19 protein-coding genes are annotated in these 24,792 nt (G+C 62.9%); 2 read left to right on the top strand and 17 right to left on the bottom strand.

The genetic code is table 11. The annotated features are described in order from the left end of the window. Nucleotides 1-85: 85 nt before the first annotated feature. The gene (ppx, locus tag ACTHN9_RS04265) at nucleotides 86-1,597 is read right to left on the bottom strand and encodes an exopolyphosphatase (RefSeq protein WP_440535506.1); all 1,512 of its coding nucleotides are present in this window, start codon (nucleotides 1,595-1,597) and stop codon (nucleotides 86-88) included. A gap of 313 nt (nucleotides 1,598-1,910) precedes the next feature. Here ppx and ppk1 point away from each other — a divergent pair, with 313 nt between their 5' ends. Next, a complete protein-coding gene (gene ppk1, locus ACTHN9_RS04270) occupies nucleotides 1,911-3,974 on the top strand; it encodes a polyphosphate kinase 1 (protein ID WP_440535523.1) in 2,064 nt (687 codons plus the stop codon). 101 nt (nucleotides 3,975-4,075) lie between these two features. Here the strand turns inward: ppk1 and phoR are convergent, their stop codons facing one another. From phoR to ACTHN9_RS04325, 11 genes are all read right to left on the bottom strand, one after another. Further along, nucleotides 4,076-5,389: a phosphate regulon sensor histidine kinase PhoR gene (gene phoR, locus ACTHN9_RS04275; protein WP_440535507.1), complete on the bottom strand. Its 1,314-nt coding sequence runs from the start codon at nucleotides 5,387-5,389 to the stop codon at nucleotides 4,076-4,078. Nucleotides 5,390-5,528: 139 nt separating this feature from the next. Further along, the gene (gene phoB / locus ACTHN9_RS04280) at nucleotides 5,529-6,230 is read right to left on the bottom strand and encodes a phosphate regulon transcriptional regulator PhoB (RefSeq protein ID WP_430364537.1); all 702 of its coding nucleotides are present in this window, start codon (nucleotides 6,228-6,230) and stop codon (nucleotides 5,529-5,531) included. A 22-nt stretch (nucleotides 6,231-6,252) separates the two neighbouring features. Next, nucleotides 6,253-6,957 carry a phosphate signaling complex protein PhoU gene (gene phoU / locus ACTHN9_RS04285; protein ID WP_440535508.1) on the bottom strand — a complete coding sequence of 235 codons (705 nt, stop codon included), beginning with the start codon at nucleotides 6,955-6,957 and terminating at the stop codon, nucleotides 6,253-6,255. Between the two features lie 10 nt (nucleotides 6,958-6,967). Beyond that, nucleotides 6,968-7,816 carry a phosphate ABC transporter ATP-binding protein PstB gene (pstB, locus tag ACTHN9_RS04290; protein ID WP_440535509.1) on the bottom strand — a complete coding sequence of 283 codons (849 nt, stop codon included), beginning with the start codon at nucleotides 7,814-7,816 and terminating at the stop codon, nucleotides 6,968-6,970. Between the two features lie 15 nt (nucleotides 7,817-7,831). Beyond that, a complete protein-coding gene (gene pstA, locus ACTHN9_RS04295) occupies nucleotides 7,832-8,728 on the bottom strand; it encodes a phosphate ABC transporter permease PstA (RefSeq protein ID WP_440535510.1) in 897 nt (298 codons plus the stop codon). Beyond that, nucleotides 8,725-9,708 (bottom strand): phosphate ABC transporter permease PstC, encoded by a 984-nt coding sequence (gene pstC, locus ACTHN9_RS04300; protein WP_440535511.1) that lies wholly within the window; start codon nucleotides 9,706-9,708, stop codon nucleotides 8,725-8,727. Before pstC ends, pstA begins: the two co-directional genes overlap by 4 nt. Nucleotides 9,709-9,835: 127 nt before the next feature. Then, the gene (pstS, locus tag ACTHN9_RS04305) at nucleotides 9,836-10,867 is read right to left on the bottom strand and encodes a phosphate ABC transporter substrate-binding protein PstS (protein WP_440535512.1); all 1,032 of its coding nucleotides are present in this window, start codon (nucleotides 10,865-10,867) and stop codon (nucleotides 9,836-9,838) included. A 244-nt stretch (nucleotides 10,868-11,111) separates the two neighbouring features. Beyond that, the gene (gene glmM / locus ACTHN9_RS04310; protein WP_440535513.1) at nucleotides 11,112-12,470 is read right to left on the bottom strand and encodes a phosphoglucosamine mutase; all 1,359 of its coding nucleotides are present in this window, start codon (nucleotides 12,468-12,470) and stop codon (nucleotides 11,112-11,114) included. A gap of 60 nt (nucleotides 12,471-12,530) precedes the next feature. Then, the gene (gene folP, locus ACTHN9_RS04315) at nucleotides 12,531-13,445 is read right to left on the bottom strand and encodes a dihydropteroate synthase (protein ID WP_440535514.1); all 915 of its coding nucleotides are present in this window, start codon (nucleotides 13,443-13,445) and stop codon (nucleotides 12,531-12,533) included. A 130-nt stretch (nucleotides 13,446-13,575) separates the two neighbouring features. Continuing rightward, nucleotides 13,576-15,465 (bottom strand): ATP-dependent zinc metalloprotease FtsH, encoded by a 1,890-nt coding sequence (gene ftsH / locus ACTHN9_RS04320; RefSeq protein WP_440535515.1) that lies wholly within the window; start codon nucleotides 15,463-15,465, stop codon nucleotides 13,576-13,578. A gap of 204 nt (nucleotides 15,466-15,669) precedes the next feature. After that, the gene (locus ACTHN9_RS04325; RefSeq protein ID WP_440535516.1) at nucleotides 15,670-16,332 is read right to left on the bottom strand and encodes an RlmE family RNA methyltransferase; all 663 of its coding nucleotides are present in this window, start codon (nucleotides 16,330-16,332) and stop codon (nucleotides 15,670-15,672) included. A 207-nt stretch (nucleotides 16,333-16,539) separates the two neighbouring features. Between ACTHN9_RS04325 and ACTHN9_RS04330 the strand changes: the two genes are divergently transcribed. Further along, nucleotides 16,540-17,106 carry a YhbY family RNA-binding protein gene (locus ACTHN9_RS04330; protein WP_440535517.1) on the top strand — a complete coding sequence of 189 codons (567 nt, stop codon included), beginning with the start codon at nucleotides 16,540-16,542 and terminating at the stop codon, nucleotides 17,104-17,106. 35 nt (nucleotides 17,107-17,141) lie between these two features. Here the strand turns inward: ACTHN9_RS04330 and ACTHN9_RS04335 are convergent, their stop codons facing one another. The 5 genes from ACTHN9_RS04335 to ACTHN9_RS04355 form a co-directional block, all read right to left on the bottom strand. Then, on the bottom strand, nucleotides 17,142-17,642 hold the full coding sequence (locus tag ACTHN9_RS04335; protein WP_440535518.1) for a DUF4149 domain-containing protein: 501 nt from the start codon (nucleotides 17,640-17,642) through the stop codon (nucleotides 17,142-17,144). 19 nt (nucleotides 17,643-17,661) lie between these two features. After that, a complete protein-coding gene (gene greA / locus ACTHN9_RS04340) occupies nucleotides 17,662-18,138 on the bottom strand; it encodes a transcription elongation factor GreA (RefSeq protein ID WP_440535519.1) in 477 nt (158 codons plus the stop codon). A gap of 144 nt (nucleotides 18,139-18,282) precedes the next feature. Beyond that, nucleotides 18,283-21,537 carry a carbamoyl-phosphate synthase large subunit gene (gene carB, locus ACTHN9_RS04345; RefSeq protein ID WP_440535520.1) on the bottom strand — a complete coding sequence of 1,085 codons (3,255 nt, stop codon included), beginning with the start codon at nucleotides 21,535-21,537 and terminating at the stop codon, nucleotides 18,283-18,285. Nucleotides 21,538-21,607: 70 nt separating this feature from the next. Beyond that, nucleotides 21,608-22,756: a glutamine-hydrolyzing carbamoyl-phosphate synthase small subunit gene (gene carA, locus ACTHN9_RS04350; protein WP_440535521.1), complete on the bottom strand. Its 1,149-nt coding sequence runs from the start codon at nucleotides 22,754-22,756 to the stop codon at nucleotides 21,608-21,610. A gap of 388 nt (nucleotides 22,757-23,144) precedes the next feature. Further along, complete coding sequence (locus tag ACTHN9_RS04355; protein ID WP_440535522.1) at nucleotides 23,145-24,791, bottom strand: transglycosylase SLT domain-containing protein; 1,647 nt, start codon at nucleotides 24,789-24,791, stop codon at nucleotides 23,145-23,147. Nucleotide 24,792: the final 1 nt, after the last annotated feature.

Consider the following 24,792-nt stretch of genomic DNA (forward strand, 5'->3'; position numbering starts at 1 on the left):
GCGCACGTAGCGCACGTAGCGCAGACGATGGCGATGCCCCTGCCTGCCCCGCCCGCCATCGGTGGCCGAGCGGGCCGGCACCTGCCTATTCGTCGGTGTACACGACCCGATAGCGCTTGCCGACCTTCTCCCACTCGGCCGCTTCCTGGATCAAGCTGTAATCGGTAAGCGGATTGCCCGCCACCCATTCGTTCGGCAAACGCACCTCGTATCCGCCGTTCGACTTCGCCACCCGGATGCCGGGCAGCCCCACGTCGGTTCGCCGGCGGCAAAGCAGCGCCGCGAGCCGCAGGCAAAACAGCAGCGGCCATTCCACTTCGCGCGTCTGCGCCAGCTTGCCGAGCTTGCCCGCGTGGCCGAGCACGAGCGCGGCGAGCCGAGCTTGGTCGGTGCGCGAAAAGCCCGGCATATCGGCGTTGCTCGCGATGTAAGCCGAATGCTTGTGATACGCGCTATGCGAGATCGACAACCCGATCTCGTGCAACGCGGCCGCCCAGCCGAGAAACGTGCGGCCCTCTTCCAAGCGCTCCGTGTCGGGCTCGCCGAGTTGGTCGAAGAAGCCGATCGCCAACTCGCCGATGCGCTCCGCTTGCGCGCGATCGACGCCATAGCGGCGCATGAAACCTTCGACGGTCACGGCGCGCATGTCTTCGTGCTGGGTACGGCCCAGCAGGTCGTAAAGCACCCCCAAGCGCAACGCGCCGTCGGTCGTATCGACGTAATCGATGCCCAGCTCTTCGAAGACGGCCAGCATGATCGACAAGCCGCCGGCCAACACGGGGATGCGATCGGGCTTGAGCGCGACAAGCTTGAGGCGATTGACGTTCTCGGCCTTAATGAGCGCGCGCTTGAGCCGTTCGAGGCCGCCGCGCGAAATACCGTGCGTGATGCCGGGGTCGTTGAAGCCGTTCGCCTCGACGAGTTCGGCCAGCGCCCGAGCCGTGCCCGAGGAGCCGATCGCTTGGTCCCAGCCGGCCTGCTTGTACTCGCGAGAAATGATCTGAATCTCGCGCTTGGCCGCGAGTTCCGCTTGGCGCATCGTGTATTCGTCGACGTTGCCGGCCGGGAAGAACGCCCGGCTATGGCTCACGCAGCCGATATACAGGCTTTCCATGACGAGCGGCGTGTAATGCTGGCCGATGATGAATTCGGTCGAGCCGCCGCCGATATCGACAACGAGCCGCTTGCCCGAGATCGCCGGCACCGAATGTGCCGCGCCGGCGTAAATGAGCCGAGCCTCTTCGCGTCCCGCGATGACTTCGATCGGAAACCCGAGCGCCGTTTGCGCTTCGACTAAAAACTCGGGCGCATTCTTGGCGACGCGCAGCGTATTGGTGGCGACGGCACGCACGTGATCCGGGTGGAAATCGCGCAGCCGCTCCCCGAAGCGCTTGAGCGCATCCCAGGCGCGCACTTGCGAAGCGCGATCGAGCATCTTGTCCGCCGAGAGCCCCGCGGCGAGCCGCACGGGTTCGCGCAGCGCATCGACCTGATAGATCTGCGCGCCGGCAGACGTTTCCTCGACACGGCCCACGATGAGCCGGAAGCTGTTCGAGCCGAGGTCGACCGAGGCGAGAAGGTGCGGGGTATTGGGCATTAGGAAAGAAGGCTCCCGTTCGCGCGTACCACTAGCCGGAGGAGACTCGCCCGGCACGCGCGTCACTGTTCAAAGACGCCATTTTAAGCGCATAGTATTTCCCATCGGTGCACGAATGTGGGCTCGCGCTTGACGACCGTCGCGGCGCATCCGTCTCGGCGCCCGAGGCTACCCGCTTTCACGGTGCCCAAAGTCATACCAAAATCCGTAGAATGACCGACAGTATGACTTTTCATCGAAATGACATCGAACTATGAGAATGTCCGAGCGCCCGTTCGTTCCCTCATCCGACCCCTCTCATCTTTCGTTGCCGATGTCGCTGCGCTATCCCCTCCTGAATCGTGAATTAGGCATCCTGGGTTTCAACGAGCGCGTGCTGGCGCAGGCGGCCGATCCATCGGTCCCGCTGCTCGAGCGGCTGCGCTTCATCTGCATCACCAGCAGTAATCTCGACGAGTTCTTCGAGATCCGCATGGCGGGGCTGCAAGAACAGATGCGCGACAACCCGGGCACGCTCGCCCCGGACGGCATGTCGCTGCAGCATGTCTACGATCTCGTCGTGGAGCGCGCGCACAAGCTCGTCCATCGGCAGTACGCGATGCTGCACGAAACGGTCCTGCCGGCGCTCGAACAAGAGGGCATCTACTTTCACAGCTGGGATACGTGGACGGATGAGCAAACCGAGTGGGCGCGCCAGTACTTCGTCGACGAACTGCTGCCCGTCCTGACGCCGATCGGGCTCGATCCCGCTCATCCATTCCCGCGCGTGCTCAACAAGAGCTTGAACTTCGTGGTCGAACTGGAAGGCAAGGACGCGTTCGGCCGGCAGGCCGTCATGGGGATCGTACAAGCGCCGCGCGCGCTGCCGCGCCTCGTGCACATGCCGCAGGAACTCTCGGGCTTCGCCTATGGCTTCGTGCTGCTCAGCTCGTTCATGCAGCGCTTCGTTCAGGAGCTGTTCCCCAACCTCGTCATCCGCAGTTGCAATCAATTCCGGATCACGCGCAATAGCGATCTGTTCGTCGACGAAGACGAAATCACCAATCTGCGCGTCGCGCTGCAAGGCGAGCTACCCGCGCGCCATCTCGGCAACGCCGTGCGCCTGGAAGTGTCGGCCGACACGCCGGCGCACCTCGTGCGCCGTCTGCTCGACGAAAGCGGCTTGAACGAGAAGGACTGCTACCGCGTAGAGGGCTCGGTCAATCTCGTGCGGCTCATGCAGTTGCCCGAACTCGTCGATCGCCCCGATCTGAAGTTCGTTCCGCACGTGCCCGCGACGCCGCCCACGCTCGCCAACGCGGCGAATCTGTTCGAGACGCTCGATCAAGGCGACGTCCTGCTGCACCATCCGTACGAAAGCTTCCAGCCCGTGCTCGAGCTGCTGTTGCAGGCGGCGCAAGACCCAAACGTCGTCGCCATCAAGCAGACTATCTATCGTACGGGCACCGACTCCCCGTTGATGGACGCGCTCATGCAGGCGGCACGCAACGGCAAGGAAGTCACGGTCGTAGTCGAATTGCTCGCGCGCTTCGACGAAGAGACGAACATCAATTGGGCGTCGCAGCTCGAAGCCGTGGGCGCGCATGTCGTGTACGGCGTGGTCGGCCACAAGTGCCATGCGAAGATGATGCTGATCGTGCGCCGCACGACGCATAACGGCAAGTCGATCCTCAAGCGCTATGCGCACCTCGGTACCGGCAACTATCATCCGCGCACCGCGCGCTTGTACACCGACTTCGGGTTGCTCACGGCCGATCAGCGCATGTGCGAAGACGTTCACCACGTCTTTCAGCAGCTCACCGGCATCGGTGGCGAACTGAAGCTGCACGATCTCTGGCAATCGCCGTTCACGCTGCATCCGAAACTCGTCGAGGCGATCCGCGCCGAAGCCGAACATGCGCGCGCCGGCAAGAAGGCGCGCATCGTCGCGAAGATGAACGCGCTGCTCGAACCCACGGTGATCGCCGAACTGTACGAAGCCTCGCAAGCCGGCGTAAAGATCGACTTGATCGTGCGTGGCGTATGTTCGCTGCAGCCGGGCGTCGAAGGCCTATCCGAAAACATCTCCGTGCGCTCCATCGTCGGCCGCTTTCTCGAGCATCATCGGATCTTCTATTTCTTCGCGGGCGGCGAAGAGCGCGTGTACTTGTCCAGTGCCGATTGGATGGATCGCAACTTCTTCCGCCGCGTGGAAGTCGCATTCCCGATCAAGGATCGCCGCCTGAAGCGGCGCGTCATCGCGGAAGGGCTTTCGGCCTTGCTCGGCGACAATCAATCGGCTTGGGTCATGCAAAGCGACGGGCATTATCGCCGCAGCCGCCCAGCCAAGCGTTCGCGCAACGCGCAAATCAGCCTGCTCACCAAGTTCGGCTGCTGATCGGGCCGGTTTCCGGCTAACGCCGGCCGCGGCGCTCAATCGTACGGCGCCGCGCGAAGCCGAGCAGCGCGGCCGTTGCGCCGCGCCTGCTCGCGGCGCGATCAGGCGTGCGCCGGTTGCCGACGCATCGTACGCTGCGCGGGAAAGCGCACGCTGAACGTGCTGCCTTTGCCCTCTTCGCTCTTCACTTCGAGCGTCGCATCGTGCCTTTGCAGCACGTGCTTGACGATGGCAAGCCCTAAGCCCGTGCCGCCCGTATCGCGCGAGCGGCTGCGATCCACGCGGTAAAAGCGTTCGGTCAAACGCGGGATGTCGGCGGCGGGAATACCGAAGCCCGTGTCGGTCACCGAGAACACGGCTTCCCGGCCCACTTGCTTCCAGAGCACATCGATCGACCCGCCGTCGGGGGTATATCGGATCGCGTTCGTGACGAGATTGCCGAGCGCGCTGAGCACTTCGGTCTCGACGCCGGTCACGGTCAGATCGTCATCCGCCGCAATCGCAATCCGATGGCGACCGCTCGACAAGGTCGCGGCATCCTCGCGAATGTGCGACACCACCGCGCGCATGTCGATCGCCTGGTCGCTCGGCGGCATGACATTGCCCTCGAGTTTGGCGAGCACGAGCAAATCGTCGACGATATTGCGCATGCGCGAGGCTTGCTGGTCCATCAACTCCAAGTAGCGTTCGCGATCGGCCTGATCGAGCGGCAACTCGCGCATCGTTTCGAGAAAGCCCGAGAGCACCGTGAGCGGCGTTTTCAATTCGTGCGACACGTTGGCGACGAAATCGCGCCGCATGGCATCGGTGCGTTCCAGTTCGGTGATGTCGGCCGAGAGCACGAGCTTGCGATTTTCGCCGTAGGGGAACGCTTGCACGGAGAGCACGTTCTGCCGTTTCTCGCCCATGCCGCGCATGACGAGCATCTGATCGTACTCGTGCGAATTCAGATACCGCACGAAATCGGGATGCCGGACGAGGTGCGTAATGTGCTGGCGTAAATCGCGCTTGGCATCGAGCCCGAAGTGTTCCTCGGCGATCGCATTGCACCATTCGATTTGATCGTGATCGTCGAGCATCGCCACGCCGTTCGGCGAGGCTTGAATCGCTTGAATGAAGCGCGAATGCTGCTGCTCCACTTGCCGCACCTGCGCATGCCAGCGCTTGGCGAGTTTATGCAGCCGGTAATAGATTTCGCCCCAGATGCCGGGCGCGCTGGGCACCTCGCCATAAACGGGCGCATCGAGCAGGCGCCACAGGCGCTGCGTGTGATACGTCGCAAACAGGCTTTGCACGATCAGCGCGGCAACCGCGAAGAATAACGCCGTGCGTACGCTCGTCACGGCGGCGATCGCCGCGCAGATGAGCGCAAGCAGCAAGAGCGATACGATCGAGCGCGCCCAAATGATGTTCATGAGGCTAGTAATTGTGTGCTGACGGAACGCTCATACGTTGCCGCGTCGGATGCCGCAATGCGACATCCACCCCGCGCGGCACGAGAGCCATGCACCCCATTCGGCTCGAACCCAAGCTCGGGCCTGGCTCGAGCCCGGCTTAGGCGCTCTTGGCGAGCCGATACCCGCTGCCGCGCACCGTTTCGATCATAGCATCGCACCCCGCCGGCTTGAGCGCGGCACGCAATCGCTTGATGTGCACGTCGACCGTGCGCTCCTCGACGAACACGTGATCGCCCCACACCTGATCGAGCAGTTGCGTGCGGCTGTGCACACGCTCCGGGTGCGTCATGAAGAAGTGCAACAGCCGGAACTCGGTCGGGCCGAGATCGAGCTTGATCTCGTTGCCGGACCCATGCGCCGCGACGCGGTGCGTTGCCGGATCGAGCTTGAGCCCGTTAATCGCCACTACGTCCTCGGTCAACTGCGGCGCGCGCCGGCGCAGGACCGCCTTGATGCGAGCCATCAGCTCCTTCGGCGAAAACGGCTTCGTCACATAATCGTCCGCACCGATTTCGAGCCCGAGCACCTTGTCTTGCTCGTCGCCGCGCGCGGTCAGCATGATGATCGGAATGTGCTTCGTGCGCTCGTTGTTGCGCAAATCGCGCGCGAACGCGATGCCCGACTTGCCCGGCAACATCCAGTCCAGCAACACGAGATCGGGCAGCACGTCGCTGATCAGCGCCTGTGCCTGCTCCGCGTTGTAGGCGCGGATCGGGCAATGCCCGGCGTGCTGCAGGTTGACGGAAATCAGTTCGGAAATGGCGGGCTCATCTTCGATGATGAGAATGCTGCTCGGCATCGTCACCTACCTCTTGATACGATTAACTAAGGGCTTCACGTTCCAGGGCGTCGCGCGACTTGTGGCGCACGTCGGTCCCCTTCACGATGTAGATGATGAATTCGGCGATGTTCTTGGCATGATCGCCGATACGCTCGATCGCTTTCGCGATGGTCAAATATTCGAGCCCCGCCGAAATCGTGCGCGGGTCTTCCATCATGTACGTCACGAGCTTGCGCACGAACGCGCGGAATTCCTCGTCGATCGCCTTGTCGTCGCGTACGATCTGCGCGGCCGCCACCGTATCGAGGCGGGCGAACGCATCCAGCGCGCGGCGCAGGATCGACACCGCCATCTCGCCCGACAGCTTGATCTCGGCGATATTGACCGTGCGCGAGCTGCCGTCTTCCATCAAACGCTTCACGCGCTTGGCAATCTTCTCGGCCTCGTCGCCGGCGCGCTCGAGGTTCGTGATCGTCTTCGAGATCGCCAGCAGCAAGCGCAAGTCGCGCGCGGCAGGCTGCCGGCGGGCGATCACGTTGCTGCACTCCTCGTCGATCTCGACTTCCATCGTGTTGACGGTTTCCTCGGCCGCCAGCACCTGATCGGCGACGGCTGCGTCGAAATCGTTCAGAGCCTGCATCGCGCGCGTGATCTGCGCTTCCACCAGGCCGCCCATTTCCAATACCTTCGACGAGACGAGGTTCAGATCCGCGTCGAATTGGCTCGAAAGATGCTTGTCCGACATCGCTACCCCCTTAGCCGAATCGGCCGGTGATGTAATCTTCGGTTTCCTTGCGGACCGGCTTGATGAAGATTTTCTCGGTATCGCCGAATTCGATCAACTCGCCGAGATACATGTAGCCCGTGTAGTCGGAGCAACGCGCCGCCTGTTGCATATTGTGCGTCACGATCACCACCGTGTAATCGTTTTTAAGTTCGGCGATGAGTTCTTCCACGCGGCCCGTCGAAATCGGGTCGAGCGCCGAGCACGGCTCGTCAAGCAGCAGCACTTCAGGGCGGATCGCGATGCCGCGCGCGATGCACAGGCGCTGTTGCTGGCCGCCGGACAGACCGTAGCCGCTCTGATGCAGCTTGTCCTTTACTTCGGTCCATAAAGCCGCTTTCGTGAGCGCCCATTCGACGCGGTCGTCCATCTCCGAACGCGAGAGCTTTTCGAACATCTTCACGCCGAACGCGATGTTGTCGTAGATCGACATCGGAAATGGCGTCGGTTTCTGGAACACCATGCCGACGCGCGCGCGCAGCAGCGAAATATCGCGATTCGTCGTCAGCAGGTTCTCGCCGTCCATCATGATCGCGCCTTCGGCGCGCTGCTCGGGATAGAGGGCGAACATCTTGTTGAACGTCCGCAAAAGCGTCGACTTGCCGCAACCCGACGGGCCGATGAACGCCGTCACCTTGCCTTCGGGAATGTTCAAGTTGATGTTCTTCAGCGCGTGATACTTACCGTAGAAGAAGTTCAGGTTCTTCACTTCGATCTTCGGCGTAAGCGGCGCAAGCGGGCGGTCGCCTTGCGCCGGCTGGAAACCGGCGGGCACCGCGGGGCGCTCAGCTTGGGAAAGGTGACTCTCAGCCATATTCATAGGGCGCTCCGTGGCCTATTTCTTGCCGAACAACACACGCGCGAGGATGGTGAGTCCGAGCACGCCGAGGGTAATGAGAAACACGCCGGCCCACGCGAGCGATTGCCACTGCGGGAACGGACTCATAGCAAACTTGTAAATCGTAACCGGCAGATTCGCCATCGGCTGATTCATGTCGACCGAGAAGAACTGGTTCGACAAGGCCGTGAACAGCAAGGGCGCCGTTTCGCCCGCGATCCGGGCAATCCCGAGCAACACGCCCGTCACGACGCCGGCAATCGAGGCTTTCAACGTAATCGAGAGGATCATCTTCCACTTCGGCACGCCAAGCGCGAATGCCGCCTCGCGCAGCGCGTTGGGCACGAGCTTGAGCATGTTCTCGGTCGTGCGGATCACGATCGGAATCTGCAGCAGCGCGAGCGAAATCACGCCAGCCCAGCCCGAGAAGTGCCCCATTTTGGCGACGATCAACGCGTAGACGAACAAGCCAACCACGATCGACGGCGCCGACAGCAAGATGTCGTTGATGAAGCGCGTGACGTTGGCGAACCATCCCTTACGGCCGTACTCGGCCAGATAAACGCCGGCGAGCACGCCGATCGGCGTGCCGACCAATGTGGCCGCACCCACGAGCAAGAGCGAGCCGACGATGGCGTTGGCCAAGCCGCCGCCATCGGTGTTCGGAGGCGGCGTCGATTGCGTGAACAGCGACAACGACAATCCGCCGACACCGAGGCTGAGCGTCGTATAGAGAATCCAGATGAGCCAAACCAGCCCGAACGCCATGGCGGCCAGCGAAAGCGTCAGCGCAATCGCGTTGACGATGCGCCTGCGGCGTTGCAAGCGATCGCGCGTCGCCGCCAGCACTTCGGGGGCCGCGGAGCCTGGGAGTTGCATCGAAGGCCGGCTCATTTCGCCCCCTCTGCTCGTTCGAGGCGAAGCAGCATGACCTTGGAGATCGCAAGCACGATGAATGTGATGACGAATAGGATCAAACCGAGTTCCATCAGCGCCGACGTGTGCAAGCCTACGTCCGCTTCCGCGAACTCGTTCGCGAGGGCCGACGTAATGCTGTTGCCCGGCGAAAACAGCGAGACGTTGCTGAGCAAATTCGTATTGCCGATGACGAACGTGACGGCCATGGTTTCGCCGAGCGCGCGGCCCAGGCCGAGCATGATGCCGCCGATCACTCCATTCTTCGTGAACGGCAACACGATCTTCCACATGACTTCCCACGTCGTGCAACCGATCCCATAGGCCGATTCCTTCAGCAGCACGGGCGTGATTTCGAACACATCGCGCATGACCGAGGCGATGTACGGGATGATCATGATCGCCAAGATCACGCCGGCGCACAGGATACCGATACCGATCGGCGGGCCTTGGAACAGCGCGCCGATGATCGGCATCGAGCCGAGCACATTACCGAGCGGCTGTTCGAAGTAGGTGGCGAAGATCGGCGAGAACACGAGCAAGCCCCACATGCCGTAGACGATCGAGGGAATCGCGGCCAGCAACTCGATGGCGATGCCGAGCGGGCGGCGCAGCCAAGCGGGAGAAAGCTCCGTCAAAAAGAGCGCGATGCCGAAGCTAACGGGCACCGCGATGATGAGTGCAATGATGGAGGTCGCCAGCGTACCGTACACGGGTACGAGCGCACCGTACTGATTGTTGGGCGGATCCCATTCGGCGCTCCACAGAAAGTGGAATCCGAATTTATGGATCGTTGGCCAGGATTCGAAGATGAGGGACACGATGATGCCGCCGAGCAGCAACAACGTGACGATTGCCGCGAGGCACGCCAGAGTGCCGAAGACGCGGTCGCCGAGTTTGCTCGGCGCGCGCTGCGCGTGTTCGGCTGGGGCCATCGACATGAGTCGAGTGTCGGACATGTGAACCCGTTTGCTGTTGCCGCACCCGGGATGGATGCAGGCGATGGCGATGCCCGGCAAGGCGTTTCGCCTTGCCGGGCCATTACGACCTATTACGACCTAGCGTACTACTGACTTCTGCGAGCGCTTACTCGGCGACTGCTTTGCCCGAGGCGTCCTTCACGTTCGCCTTCCACTGCTTCTCGATCTCGGCCGTCACCGAAGCCGGCAGCGGGATGTAGTCGAGCGAGTTCACGGCATCGGCGCCGTTCTTGAAGCCCCAGCCGAAGAACTTCAGCGTTTCCGCGCCTTCCGCTGCCTTGTCTTGCGTCTTGTGCACGAGCACGAACGTCGCGCCGACGATCGGCCACGCTTGCGCGCCCGGCTCGTTCGTCAGGATTTGGTAGAACGACTTGTTCCACTCGGCACCCTTCGCGGCGGCGGCGAACGTCGCCGTATCCGGCGTCACGACCTTACCGTCGCGGTTGACCATCTTCGTGAAGACCATGTGGTTTTGCTTCACGTAGGCCCACTCGACATAGCCGATCGCGCCCGGCAAACGTTGGATGAACGCGGCGACGCCGTCGTTACCCTTGCCGCCCGTGCCCGTCGGCCAGTTGACCGTCGTGCCTTCGCCAATCTTCGACTTCCACTCCGGGCTCACCTTCGAGAGGTAATCCGACCAAATGAACGTCGTACCGGAACCGTCGGCACGGCGCACCACGGCAATCGCCGTGTCCGGCAGCTTCACGCCCGGGTTCAGCTTGGCGATAGCCGGGTCGTTCCACTTCGTGATCTTGTTCAGGTAAATATCGGCCAGCACTTCGCCCGAGAGCGTCAGCTCACCGGCCTTCACGCCCGGCAGGTTGATCGCGGGCACGACGCCGCCGACCACCGTCGGGAATTGAAACAGACCTTGCTTGGCGAGTTCGTCGTCCTTGAGCGGCATATCCGAACCGGCGAAATCGACCGTCTTGGCTTCGATCTGCTTGATACCGCCGGCGGAACCGATGCCTTGATAGTTCACCTTGCCGCCACCCGACTTGACGTACGAGTCGGCCCACTTCGTGTAGAGCGGAGCGGCGAACGTGCTGCCCGCGCCGGTGATGTCGGCGGCTTGCGCGGAAACGGCGAAAAGCACGCCGGCCAAGCCAGCGAACGCGGTTTGCATCAATTTCATGGATTTAACCCCTAGTGGTGTGGTCGTGAAAACTCGACACCGCGAAGATTAGGTCGCAACTGTGACAGTAATATGACGATCGATGAAGGTCATGTGACAGGAACCTTACTTCATGAAAGGAATGTGACGCAGATAGCATCAGATGCGAGGAATTAGGGGAAGATAGGAACACGGCGCCCCTTGCGCCGCCGATCTAGCCGTAGGAGAAAAGCGCTGCCCGTGCAGCGCTTTTTCCGGAGATCGATTAAGAAGTTGCCTGCTCTACCGCACGCGCGATGTCTTGGGCATGGCGCACGGCCGCCTCGCGTTGGCTGGCCTCCACCATCACGCGCAGCACCGGTTCGGTGCCCGACGCGCGAATCAGCACGCGGCCGCTGCCGTCAAGCGAGCGTTCGGCATCGGCCACCGCCTGCTTGATCGCGTCGCTGCCCTTCCAATCGGCGCCGGCGCGCATGCGCACGTTGATGAGCTGTTGCGGGAAGAGCGTCACGCCGTCCAGCAACTCGGCCAGCGTACGGCCGCTGCGCTTGATGGCGGCAAGCACGAGCAGTGCCGAGACGATGCCGTCGCCCGTCGTGTGCCGATCGAGCGACAAGATATGCCCCGAGCCCTCGGCACCGAGTTGCCAGCCACGCTCGCGCAGTTGTTCGAGCACGTAACGATCGCCGACGGCGGCCCGGACAAACGGCACGCCCTCGCGCGCCAGCGCAACTTCGACGGCCATGTTCGTCATCAAGGTGCCGACCGCGCCGGGCACGCGGCCATCGGTCGCCATGCGGTCTTTCACGAGTACATAGAGCAACTCGTCGCCGTTGAACAGGCGTCCCGACGAATCGACGATTTGCAGGCGATCGGCGTCGCCGTCGAGCGCGATCCCGAGATCGGCCCGATTCGCGCGGACCGCGCGGATCAAGGCGTCCGGCGCCGTCGCACCGACGCCGTCGTTGATGTTGAAGCCGTTCGGCGCAACGCCGATCGGCACGACATCGGCACCGAGTTCGTGGAAGACATGCGGCGCGATATCGTAGGCCGCGCCGTGGGCGCAATCGACGACGAGCTTGAGCCCGTGCAGATCGAATGCCGCCGGAAACGTGCTCTTGCAAAATTCGATGTACCGGCCCGCGGCGTCGTCCAGCCGACGCGCCTTGCCGAGCTGCTCCGATGCCGCACACACGAGCGGTTCTTCGAGATGCTCTTCGATGCGCAACTCGACTTCGTCCGGCAGCTTGTTGCCGTCCGCGCTGAAGAACTTGATGCCGTTGTCGTAGTACGGATTGTGCGACGCGCTGATAACGACGCCGGCCGCCAAGCGCAGCGCGCGGGTGAGATAAGCGACGCCCGGCGTCGGCATCGGGCCCGCCAGCATGACGTCGACGCCCGCGGCGGAAAAGCCCGATTCGAGGGCCGCTTCGAGCATGTAGCCGGACACGCGCGTGTCTTTGCCGATCAGCACCGTGGGCCGCGTTCCGGCCTTGGCCCATCGATCCGCTTCCGCGAGCACTTTGCCGGCCGCATAACCGAGCCGCAATACGAAATCGGGCGTGATCGGCGCTTCGCCTACTTTGCCCCGAACGCCATCCGTGCCGAAATAACGACGTGCCATGCTCCTATCCCCTGCTTCGAACGTATTGAATGATTGATTGCGGCTCGACGGCCGCGTGCTTCACTGCCGCGCGGCGTTTTCGGCTTCCCGAACGGCCGCCCAGACTTTCAGCGCATCGACGGTCTCGGCCACGTCGTGCACGCGCACGATAGCGGCCCCCCGCTCCACCGCGCATACCGCCGCCGCCACACTGGCGGCCACGCGCTCGGCCGCCGCCTTTCGCCCCGTCACCGCGCCGAGCATCGACTTGCGCGACATGCCGGCCAGGATCGGGAAAGGCGCCTCGCCGGCCCCCACAACGGGCGCCGTCTCCCGCAAGCGCGCGAGCAAGGCGAAATTATGCTCGCGCGTGGCCTTGCCGAAGCCGAATCCGGGATCGACGCTGATCCGCGCGCGCGCGATACCGGCCTGCGTCAGCGCCTGGACCTGCGCTTGCAAGAACGCCCGTACGTCGGCCACGACGTCTTCATAATCGATCTCGACGCGCTGCATCGTCTGCGGTTCGCCGAGCATATGCATGACGCACAGCCCGCAATGGCTGTCGCGCACCGCGTCCAACGCGCCGGGGCGCCGAAAGCCCCAGATATCGTTGATGAGATCGGCCCCCGCGGCCAGCGCCGCGCGCATCACTTCCGGCTTGTACGTATCGATCGACAAGGGCACACCGGCATCGGCGAGTGCTTCGACGATCGGGACGACGCGCTCGAGTTCCTGCTCCAACGGCACCGGGGGGGCGCCGGGGCGCGTCGATTCGCCGCCGATATCGATGATGTCGACGCCATCGGCCACCATGCGCTCGACTTGCCGCAGGGCGTCGTCGCGTGCGATATAGCGTCCGCCGTCGGAAAACGAATCGGGCGTGACATTGAGAATGCCCATCACGAGCGGACGCTCGAAGGTCAACGTAAAACGCCCGCAAACAAGCGGTTCCGGCACGGCCGTGCGCGAGGGATTAGACGAGTGATAAGAGGACACGGGACAGCGAAGAACGGAAGATGAAACACGAAACACGAAACGGTGACGCCCGATTAGCGAAAACCGCCAAAGCAAAAAAACAGGCCGGTGCGGGAAACGCACCGGCCCATCTGTGTCTATCCGCGCACCGTCACGCCGGTGCCGTCGCGCTGCCGGGCCGCACTTCCGCCCCGGAGTTGCCGCCGCCGCCCGACGATACGTCGGTTGCCGGAGCGTTCTTGGGCGAGCGCGGCGGGCGCCCTTCCATGATGTCGTTGATCTGGTCGGCGTCGATCGTTTCCCACTCCATCAACGCAGCCGTCATGGCCTCGACCTTGTCGCGGTGTTCGTCGAGCAGACGGCGCGCCAGCGTGTATTGCTCGTCGAGCAAGCGACGGATTTCGGCATCGACCTTCTGTTGCGTCGCTTCCGAGATGGTACGCGTGAAACCGCGACCGAACGGCGAGGCGTCGTTTTCGTCATCGACGTAGACCATGGGCCCAAGGGCGTCGGTCATGCCGAACCGGGCCACCATCGCACGCGCCGTTTGCGTCGCCTTGTTGAAATCGTCCGACGCGCCCGTGCTCACGAGGTTCAGGAACAGTTCCTCCGCCACACGGCCGCCGAACAGGATGGCGAGCCGATCGAGCAAATAATCCTTCGAATACGTTTCGTTGTCGTGCTCGGGCAACTGCCACGTCACGCCTAGCGCGCGACCGCGCGGAATGATCGTGACCTTGTGCACGGGATCGGCCTTCGGCAACAGTTTCGCGACCACCGCGTGCCCGGCCTCGTGATAAGCCGTGGCGCGCTTCGCGTCCTCGCGGATGACTGCGGACTTGCGCTCCGGACCCATGAAAATCTTGTCCTTTGCGTCTTCGAAATCCTGCATCTCGACGATGCGCTTGCCGCGGCGAGCGGCGAACAGCGCCGCCTCGTTGACGAGGTTCGCGAGATCGGCGCCCGAAAAGCCCGGCGTCCCGCGCGCGATGACCGATGCGTCGACATCGTTCGCGATCGGCACCTTACGCAGATGCACCTTCAGGATCTGTTCGCGGCCGCGGATATCGGGCAGGCCGACATAAACTTGGCGGTCGAAACGGCCCGGGCGCAAGAGCGCTTTGTCGAGCACGTCGGAACGGTTCGTGGCGGCAATGACGATCACGCCCGAGTTCGCCTCGAAACCGTCCATCTCCACCAGCATCTGATTGAGCGTTTGCTCGCGCTCGTCGTTGCCGCCGCCCATGCCGGCGCCGCGATGACGGCCGACCGCATCGATTTCGTCGATGAATACGATGCAAGGCGCATGCTTTTTCGCCTGCTCGAACATGTCGCGCACACGCGCCGCACCGACACCGACGAACATTTCGACGAAATCGGAACCCGAAATGCTGAAGAACGGCACCTTCGCTTCGCCCGCAATGGCACGCGCGAGCAGCGTCTTACCGGTTCCCGGCGGGCCGACGAGCAGCACGCCACGCGGGATACGCCCGCCGAGCTTCTGGAACTTTTGCGGATCGCGCAGGAAATCGACGAGTTCGGAGACTTCTTCCTTCGCTTCGTCGCAACCGGCGACATCGGTGAAATTGATGGCGTTGTTGTTCTCGTCGATCAGGCGAGCACGCGATTTGCCGAACGAAAAGGCGCCGCCTTTGCCGCCGCCCTGCATCTGCCTCATCATGTAGAACCAGAACGCGATGATGAGCACCGTCGGCCCGAGGTAGTACAACGCGGACATCAGCGCGCTCGGCTCCTCATCGGCCTTGCCGCTCACTTGCACGCCGTACTTCATCAAATCGCCGACCATCCAGATATCGCCCGGCGATACGATCTGATATTTTTGACCGTCTGCGGGAGTGACCGTCAGGTTTCGTCCCTGCACCACGACGCTCTTGATCTTGCCCACCTTGGCGTCGTCCATGAACTGCGAGTACGAAACACCTTCCTGGACACGGGGCTTGTCGAACTGCTTGAACACCGTAAACAGCACCAGTGCGATCACCAGCCACACTGCTGCCTTCGAAAACATATTGTTGTTCAAAGCCCACTCCTTCCTCATAGACGGGCGCCTACATTTACCTTGCGGCACCACCAAAGCATTCTAATCCAGTCGGCAAGCCCCTGCCATAACGTTTCGCTACCGCAAACATAGCGTGTCCAGGCGGGCCGCCGGCGCTGCATGCGCCGCGGCCGGGGTCGAACCACGGTCGATCGCGGCCCGAATCGGAGCCCCAGATGCGGACTCTTACGCAGGCCGTTTCAAAAACTTGCCCAAAATGAACGTTTCGGAAGATTTGTCCCGCGACGCCTTGGGCTTGCGCGCCGCGACCGTTTTGAACTGTCGCTTGAATTTCTCGACGATCTGACTGTAGCCGCTGCCGTGGAAGCACTTCACCAGCAAGGCGCCCTCCGGTTTCAGATGCGCTTGTGAGAATTCGAGTGCGAGATCGCAAATATGTTCGATCCGCGCGGCATCGGCCACAGCCACGCCGGACAGATTGGGCGCCATATCCGAAATTACAAGGTCCACCCGCCGTTCGCCGACGACCTCCTCCAACTGCGCGAGCACGCTGTCTTCCCGGAAGTCGCCCTGAATGAAATGAACGTCGGCGATCGGTTCCATCGGCAAAATATCGAGCGCGATGATTGTGCCGTCGATCCCGCCCTCCCGGGCTGCGTCGCGGCGCGAGCCTTGGGCGAGCTTGTTGCGCGCGTACTGGCTCCAGCTGCCCGGCGCCGAACCGAGATCGACAATGACCTGCCCGGGACGAATGAGCTTGTCCTGCTCGTCGATTTCCTTGAGCTTATACGCAGCGCGCGCGCGATATCCCTCGCGCTGTGCAAGCTTGACGTAAGGATCGTTGATGTGATCGTGCAGCCACGATTGGTTGAAGCGGTTTTTTGCCATCGAAAAGGAATCTATTGCTACGTCTGGCCGCACTTTTAGCGGATAATACGCGTTTTACCGACGCGCCGTTCGCGCCTCGCCGGCTCGCGGCTCGGCCGCCCGGATCGAGGTTCGCATTCGGCCGGTTTTCGGCCCAAACTTCGGCCGGATCCGGCCCTGCATCCACCGCCCGGCCGTCCCTATTTTAGTCGAGTCGTTCTTCGTCCTATGCCCGCCCTCAAAGTCTCTCCTGCTCAGCGCGCCGACTTGCGCTCCCAAGCCCACGCGCTCAAACCGGTCGTCCTGATCGGAGCCGAAGGGCTGACCGACGCCGTGCTGGCCGAAATCAAAGTCCACCTCGCCGCCCACGAACTCATCAAGATTCGCGTATTCGGCGACGAGCGCGACGAACGTGTCGCCATCTACGACACGATCTGCGACACGCTCGGTGCCGCGCCCATTCAGCATATCGGCAAGCTGCTCGTCATTTGGAAGCCTGAAGCCGCGCCGGCCGCCAAAACCGCCGCCGCCAAAAGCACCGGCACCAAGAGCACGGGCACACGCGGCAAAGCCGCCCTGCCGACGGCTCGCGAAGCGGCGGCCGATCAGGCCAAGCGCGGCGCCGCACCGCGCGTCGTCAAGGTCGTCAAGCAGTCGCAATCCGATACCCTGCGCCGGCCGAAGGCGCAAAAAGTGCGTGTCCTCGGTAACGAACGCGTGACGGCAGGCGGCTCGGTCAAGCGCGCGAAAAAGCGCCAATCGAGCGCCAAGCGTCAGCATCAAACGGTGAAGTAAGCCACGGCGCGCCGCCCATCGCGGCGCATGCCGAATCAAACCGCCATGCCGGTCGGCCCCGCGTCGCGTGGGCGGATTTGCGTCGGCAGCATCCACGCCAGCACCAAGCCGAGCAAGGTCTCGGCAACATAGAACACCGTGGCGACGCCGTGCAGCAATCCGAAGCGCGCGGCATACGGCGAATGCGCCAAATCGAGCCCGGCAGCGCGCGCCGCTTCGCGCAGCGCGTCCATGAACGGTTGCAACGCGAAGTAGCCGATGAGTACGCACAGCAACATGCCCACCACGAGCCAGCGCAGCCGACGATAGTCGGACGCGCCGCCCCGCACCAGCCTATTGCCGAGGGCGAGCGACAAAATGCCGCACACCACCCCGACGAATGCCTCGATCCGGAAGAGCCGCGCCGCGAGATTGCCGGCCATCGAGGGCTCGAGCATCGTAAAGAGCGTGGGGGCGACCACGTAACCGATCGTCAGCGCGCTGCCGACCCAAATCAGGACGAGCAGCCGGAATACGCGGTGGGGAGCGGAAGACACGGGAGGCGCGATTTCGATGTCAGACGTAACGCACCGAAATGATTTCGTATTCGCGCACGCCACCGGGCGCCTGCACCGCCGCCACGTCGCCTTCGAACTTACCGATCAACGCACGGGCGATCGGGGAGCTGACCGAAATCAGGCCGTGGTCGAGATCGGCTTCGTCGTCGCCGACGATTTGATACGTCACTTTGCTGCCCGAATCGAGATCTTCGAGATCCACGGTCGCCGCGAACACCACGCGGCCTTCCGCATCGAGGGCAGAGGGATCGATCACTTGCGCGGCAGCCAGCTTCGATTCGATTTCGGCAATACGGCCTTCGATGAAGCCTTGCTTTTCCTTCGCGGCGTCATACTCGGCGTTTTCCGACAAATCGCCCTGGGCCCGCGCCTCGGCGATCGAATTGATGACGGACGGACGCTCGACCGATTTTAAGCGCTGAAGTTCGTCGCGCAGTTGATCGGCGCCCCGCTTCGTCAAGGGAATCGTGCTCATAGACAGACCAGTAAGCAAAAAACGGCAATAAAAAAGCACCGCGGTTAAGTGCATCCCGCCTCGCATACGGCTTCGACAGGACGCCGCTTAACCGCGGCATGGTGGGGCGTGATTCGACCCCAGCGTGTATCTGTAATCGAACGATTAGTTTAGGCGAGCATGAAGCCCTTGTAAATCATAGACTTCCAAGTTCTTCAGGTAACGCAGGCCCTCCACTGCCGCGCGCGCGCCCGACATCGTCGTGTAGTACGTCACCTTGTTCGCTTGGGCACTCATGCGAATCGAACGCGAATCGGCGATCGCCGCACGCGTCTCGTCCACCGTCGTGAAGACCAGCGCGATCTCGCCGTTCTTGATCATGTCGACGATGTGCGGACGGCCGTCCTTCACCTTGTTCACGACCTTGACCGGCACGCCGGCTGCGGCGATGGCCGCGGCGGTACCCTTCGTCGCCACGATCGGATAGCCGAGTTCGTGCAGCATTGCCGCCACTTCCACGGCCTTCGGCTTGTCGGCGTCCATGACGGTCAACAGCACGGTGCCCGATTCGGGCAGGCGCGACCCGGCCGCGAGCTGCGACTTGAATAGGGCTTCGCCGAAGGTTTCGCCCACGCCCATGACCTCGCCCGTCGAACGCATCTCGGGCCCGAGCACCGGATCGACGCTCGGGAACTTGACGAACGGGAACACGGCTTCCTTGACGCTGAAGTACGGCGGCTCCACTTCGTGTGTCACCTGCTGCTCGCTCAGCAACTGGCCCACCATCGCCCGCGCCGCGATCTTCGCAAGCGGCAACCCGGTGGCCTTCGAGACGTACGGCACCGTACGCGACGCGCGCGGATTCACTTCCAGCACGTAGATGATGTCTTCCACCTTGCCGCCGCCGTCGCGCACCTGCTGGATCGCAAACTGCACGTTCATGAGGCCGACCACGTTCAAGGCCTTCGCCATGGCTGCCGTTTGGCGCTTCAGCTCGGCCACGGTGGCTTTCGAGAGCGAGTAAGGCGGCAGCGAGCACGCCGAATCGCCCGAGTGCACGCCCGCTTGCTCGATGTGCTCCATCACGCCGCCGATGAACACGGCCTTGCCGTCGGAGATGCAATCGACGTCGCACTCGATCGCATCGTTCAGGAAGCGGTCGAGCAGCACCGGCGAATCGTTCGACACCTTCACGGCCTCGCGCATGTAGCGCTCCAAGTCGCGCGGCTCGTGCACGATCTCCATCGCGCGCCCGCCCAGCACATACGAGGGACGCACGACGAGCGGATAACCGATTTCGTCGGCCAGCGCGAGGGCTTCGTTCTCCGCGCGCGCCGTGCGGTTCGGCGGCTGACGCAAGCCGAGGTCCTGCAGCAGCTTCTGGAAGCGTTCGCGGTCTTCCGCCGCATCGATCATGTCGGGCGAGGTGCCGACGATCGGCACACCGTTCGCTTCGAGATCGAGCGCGAGCTTCAACGGCGTTTGGCCGCCGTATTGAACGATCACGCCGAGCGGCTTTTCCTTGTCGACGATCTCGAGCACATCTTCGAGCGTCAGCGGTTCGAAGTACAGACGATCGGACGTGTCGTAATCGGTCGAGACGGTTTCCGGATTGCAGTTGACCATGATCGTCTCATAGCCGTCCTCGCGCATCGCCAGCGCCGCGTGCACGCAGCAGTAGTCGAATTCGATACCCTGCCCGATCCGGTTCGGCCCGCCGCCGAGCACCATGATCTTCTTGTTCGAAGTAGGCTGCGCTTCGCACTCCTCTTCGTACGTCGAATACATATAGGCGGTTTTCGTGGCGAACTCGGCCGCGCAGGTATCGACGCGCTTATAAACGGGACGCACGTTCAGCTCGATTCGGCGAGCGCGCACATCGGCCGCGCTTGCGCCGAGCAGCTTGGCCAAGCGACGGTCGGAGAAACCGCCGCGCTTCAGGAACAGCAGCTCATCCTTCGAGAGGCTTTGCAGCGTGCGGCCGGCCAAGGCCTTTTCCGTGTTCACGATCTGTTCGATCTGCGCAAGGAACCACGGATCGATCGCCGTTTCCTCGAACACTTCGTCCAGCGACATACCCAGGCGGAACGCATCGCCCACATACCAAATACGCTCCGGCCCCGCTTCGCCGATCTCGCGCACGACCTCGTCGCGATCGAGCGTCTTTTCGTCGAGCCCATCGACGCCGACTTCCAGGCCGCGCAGTGCCTTTTGGAACGACTCTTGGAACGTGCGGCCAATCGCCATCACTTCACCCACCGATTTCATCTGCGTCGTCAGACGCGAATCGGCTTCGCGGAATTTTTCGAACGCGAAACGCGGAATCTTGGTGACGACGTAGTCGATCGTCGGCTCGAACGATGCCGGCGTCTGGCCACCCGTGATTTCGTTCCTGAGTTCGTCGAGCGTATAGCCGCAGGCCAGCTTGGCCGCGACCTTCGCGATCGGAAAGCCCGTTGCCTTCGACGCCAGCGCCGACGAACGCGACACGCGCGGATTCATTTCGATGACGATGATGCGCCCGTCGCGCGGGTTGATCGCGAACTGCACGTTCGAGCCGCCCGTATCGACGCCGATCTCGCGCAGCACGGCGAGCGAGGCGTTACGCAGCAGTTGGTATTCCTTGTCCGTCAGCGTTTGCGCCGGCGCGACGGTGATCGAATCGCCCGTATGGATACCCATCGGATCGAGGTTTTCGATCGAGCAGACGATGATGCAGTTATCGGCGCGATCGCGCACGACTTCCATCTCGTATTCCTTCCAGCCGAGCAGCGATTCTTCGATCAGCAGTTCGCGCGTGGGCGAGAGGTCGAGCCCGCGACGGCAGATCTCTTCGAACTCTTGCTTGTTGTAGGCGATGCCGCCACCGGAGCCGCCCAGCGTGAACGACGGACGGATCACGACGGGGTAGCCCGGGCCGCCCGTTTCCTGCGTGATGTCGGCGTGGACCTTGAACGCCTCTTCCATCGAATGCGCGGTGCCCGATTTCGCCGAACCGAGCCCGATCTTCGTCATCGCGTCCTTGAACTTCTGGCGATCCTCGGCCTTGTCGATCGCTTCGGGCGACGCGCCGATCAGTTCCACCTTGTACTTCTCGAGCACGCCGTGGTGATGCAGGTCGAGCGCGCAATTGAGCGCGGTTTGGCCGCCCATCGTCGGCAGGATCGCGTCGGGGCGTTCCTTTTCGATGATGCGTTCGACGACTTCCCACGTGATCGGCTCGATATAGGTGACGTCGGCCGTATTCGGGTCGGTCATGATCGTCGCCGGATTGCTGTTGACGAGGATGACCTTATAGCCCTCTTCGCGCAGCGCCTTGCACGCTTGCGCGCCCGAGTAGTCGAACTCGCAGGCCTGGCCGATGATGATCGGCCCGGCGCCGATGATGAGAATGCTCTTGATGTCTGTCCGCTTCGGCATAACGCTCTCGCTAATGTCTTTCTGATGTCTTCGATGGGCGGCGGCGCACGCGGGCGCCGCGGCGCTTCAATTACGCGGCTGCGCTGCCGCGTTTGGCGTCCATCAACGCCGTGAAGCGATCGAACAGGTAGCCGATGTCGTGCGGCCCCGGCGATGCTTCGGGGTGGCCCTGGAAGCAGAAGGCCGGTTTGTCCGTCAGCTCGAAGCCTTGCAGCGTGCCGTCGAACAGCGAGATGTGCGTGACGCGCGCATTGGCGGGCAGCGTGCTCGCATCGACGGCGAACCCGTGGTTCTGCGACGTGATGACGACACGACCGTCGGCCAAATCCTTGACCGGATGGTTCGCGCCGTGGTGGCCCGTCTTCATCTTGACCGTCTTGCCGCCCACGGCCAGGCCCATGATCTGGTGGCCGAGGCAGATGCCGAACGTGGGAATCCCGCGCTCGATGAACGCCTTGGTGGCGGCGATGGCGTAATCGCACGGTTCCGGGTCGCCGGGACCGTTCGAAAGGAAGATGCCGTCCGGGTTCAACGCGAGCGCTTCCGCCGCGCTGGCTTGGGCGGGCAGCACCGTGACGTGGCAGCCGCGTTCGGCCAGCATGCGCAAGATGTTGTATTTGACGCCGAAGTCGAACGCGACGACGCGGTATTTCGGCGCGCGCTGCGCCCCGAAGCCCGTACCGAGGCGCCATTCCGTCTGGGTCCATTCATACGGCTTGGCGGTGCTGACGACCTTCGCGAGGTCCATGCCGGCCAGCCCCGGGAACGAGCGGGCGAGTTCGATCGCCTTCGCTTCGTCGGTGCTGCCCGCGAGGATGCAGCCGTTTTGCGCGCCCTTATCGCGCAAGATGCGCGTGAGGCGGCGCGTATCGATCCCGGCGATTGCCACGACGTTTTCGGCTTGCAGGTACTCGCCGAGCGTGCGCTCCATGCGGAAGTTCGAGGCGCGCGCGGGCAGATCGCGCACGATCAAGCCGGCCGCATGCACCTTCGTCGATTCGACATCTTCGGCGTTCACGCCGACATTGCCGATATGGGGGTACGTCAGCGTCACGATCTGACGGGCATAGCTCGGATCGGTCAGGATCTCTTGATAGCCGGTGATCGCGGTATTGAACACGACTTCGCCGATGGTATGACCAGCCGCGCCGATGGCATAGCCGCGAAAAATCGTGCCGTCGGCGAGTGCAAGCAGAGCGGGAGGAAAAGACGGCAACACGGGGAAGCTCCTTCAGGAACACCCTGTTGCCGACCTGTTTATCCGACCACGCGAACTTGGGCGGCTATCGCCGCGCGCAGTCGACTAAGCGATAGCGGCGGGACGGCGCAAGTTCGCACGCAACGGCGACGAAGGCAGCGATGCGCGAGACTGGGATCCGTTGAACGGATGCGCTCGAAGGCATGGCTCGCGACGACGGCGCGCGGCGGATGAACGGTATGGAGGAGGTAGGCGCTAGGGTGCGGGTTGGATAGTGCAAACTTTCGAAGTATAGCCGGAAATACCCCTTCCCGACAATCCGAAGTCGTCTCGACGCGGTGCGGTGCGCACCGCGCGCGACCGGGCGCGGGCACAGAGACGATGCTACACCTCGCCAACCCCCACGTCCTTAAGACTTGCTCTTAGCCTTTTCGCGGTTCGACGCGACCTTCGGCGTCTTGTCCTTGTCGCCCTGCTTCGATGCAGAGGCGGCCTTCGTGGGTTTCGCCGCCTTGCCGGCGTGAGCGACGATTTTGGCGCTGGAAGTTTTTGCACCGCTTACGCGGCCGTGGCCCTTCACGACCTTCCCGTTGCGCAACTTGGGCTTCGCTTCGGCGGCCCGGGCATCGACGCGCTCGACGCGCGCCCCTTCGGGAATGGCGGTGGCGATCTTTTGGGGGCCCGGCTCGGCGGGCATCGCCTTGCCGACGGGAACGTGCAGCACGATCACCTGCCCTGCCATCGCTTCCGCGCGATGCGTCTTGTTCCAGGCCTTGAGCTGGCCGAGCGACACGCCGTAACGCGCGGCGATGGCCGCCATCGATTGCTTGCGGCGCACGCGGATCAGCATCTTGCGCGTATCGGGAACGTCGGGCTCCATCGCGAGGACGGCGCTTTCGGCGACGTCGGCGCTGATGTCTTCGTCATCGTCGTCGCCGCGCGGGACGACGAGCGTGGAACCCGGCTTGAGCCGCATCCCGGCGGGAATCTTGTTGACCGACATCAGCGTATCGGGATCGACGCCGATTTTCTCGGCGAGCGCTTGCGGGCGCATGCGCTCCGTGACCGTATAGGTGGTCCACGACGACAGTTGGCCGTCATACGTCTTCAAGTTGTGCTCGAAGGCGCTCGCGTTGTCGAACGGCAGCAGGATCTGCGGTTGCGTCGCCCCGACGATGACCGGCTTCTTGAACGACGGATTGAGCGCGCGGAATTCGTCCGTCGTCATGTTCGCGAGCTTCGCGGCCACGTCGACGTCGATATCGTGCGACGTCGTGACCGTGACGAAATACGGGTGGTTCGGGATCGACGGCAGCGTCAGGCCGTAGACCTGCGGATTCACGACGATGTTCTTGACGGCTTGCAGCTTCGGCACGTAGTTGCGCGTCTCGTTCGGCATACGCAAGCTTTCGTAGTCGGTCGGCAGGCCGGCCGCCTGGTTGCGTGCGATCGCGCGTTGGACGTTGCCCTCGCCCCAGTTATAGGCGGCAAGCGCCAGATACCAATCGCCGAACATGTCGTGCAGCCGCGAGAGGTAATCGAGCGCGGCGCCCGTCGAGGCCAGCACGTCGCGCCGCTCGTCCTGCCACATGTTCTGTTTGAGGTTATAGGTGCGGCCCGTGCCCGGCACGAATTGCCACATGCCGGCCGCCTTCGCGACGGACAGCGCCTGCGGGTTGTAGGCCGATTCGATGAACGGCAGCAACGCCAGCTCGGTCGGCATATGCCGAGACTCGAGTTCCTCGACGATGTAATACAAATACTTCTGCGAACGCTCCGTCATGCGCTGGACGTAATCGGGACGCTGCGCGTACCAATTGGCCTGCATGTCCACCAAGTCGTTATGCAGATCGGGAATTTGGAAACCGCGGCGAATGCGCGCCCACAGATCGCTGTCGGCCGTCGTCAGCTGGTCGACCGAACTTTTGTCGACGTCGATCGTTTGCTTGGCGGCGGTGATACGGACAGTATCGGTGGCGGTAGTCGGATTGGAAGCGTCGGAGGCTGGGGGCGCTGTCGGTCCTTGGCTTGCGCAAGCCGCAAGCATCAAAACCAAC

Source organism: Trinickia sp. (genome assembly GCF_051953405.1).
Taxonomy (GTDB): domain Bacteria; phylum Pseudomonadota; class Gammaproteobacteria; order Burkholderiales; family Burkholderiaceae; genus Trinickia.

What these genes read in the sequence shown, in the direction of transcription:
- ppx (WP_440535506.1), bottom strand. Translation starts at nt 1,597, where the DNA reads ATGCCCAATACCCCGCACCTTCTCGCCTCGGTCGACCTCGGCTCGAAC.
- ppk1 (WP_440535523.1), top strand. Translation starts at nt 1,911, where the DNA reads ATGTCGCTGCGCTATCCCCTCCTGAATCGTGAATTAGGCATCCTGGGT.
- phoR (WP_440535507.1), bottom strand. Translation starts at nt 5,389, where the DNA reads ATGAACATCATTTGGGCGCGCTCGATCGTATCGCTCTTGCTGCTTGCG.
- phoB (WP_430364537.1), bottom strand. Translation starts at nt 6,230, where the DNA reads ATGCCGAGCAGCATTCTCATCATCGAAGATGAGCCCGCCATTTCCGAA.
- phoU (WP_440535508.1), bottom strand. Translation starts at nt 6,957, where the DNA reads ATGTCGGACAAGCATCTTTCGAGCCAATTCGACGCGGATCTGAACCTC.
- pstB (WP_440535509.1), bottom strand. Translation starts at nt 7,816, where the DNA reads ATGAATATGGCTGAGAGTCACCTTTCCCAAGCTGAGCGCCCCGCGGTG.
- pstA (WP_440535510.1), bottom strand. Translation starts at nt 8,728, where the DNA reads ATGAGCCGGCCTTCGATGCAACTCCCAGGCTCCGCGGCCCCCGAAGTG.
- pstC (WP_440535511.1), bottom strand. Translation starts at nt 9,708, where the DNA reads ATGTCCGACACTCGACTCATGTCGATGGCCCCAGCCGAACACGCGCAG.
- pstS (WP_440535512.1), bottom strand. Translation starts at nt 10,867, where the DNA reads ATGAAATTGATGCAAACCGCGTTCGCTGGCTTGGCCGGCGTGCTTTTC.
- glmM (WP_440535513.1), bottom strand. Translation starts at nt 12,470, where the DNA reads ATGGCACGTCGTTATTTCGGCACGGATGGCGTTCGGGGCAAAGTAGGC.
- ACTHN9_RS04325 (WP_440535516.1), bottom strand. Translation starts at nt 16,332, where the DNA reads ATGGCAAAAAACCGCTTCAACCAATCGTGGCTGCACGATCACATCAAC.
- ACTHN9_RS04330 (WP_440535517.1), top strand. Translation starts at nt 16,540, where the DNA reads ATGCCCGCCCTCAAAGTCTCTCCTGCTCAGCGCGCCGACTTGCGCTCC.
- greA (WP_440535519.1), bottom strand. Translation starts at nt 18,138, where the DNA reads ATGAGCACGATTCCCTTGACGAAGCGGGGCGCCGATCAACTGCGCGAC.
- carB (WP_440535520.1), bottom strand. Translation starts at nt 21,537, where the DNA reads ATGCCGAAGCGGACAGACATCAAGAGCATTCTCATCATCGGCGCCGGG.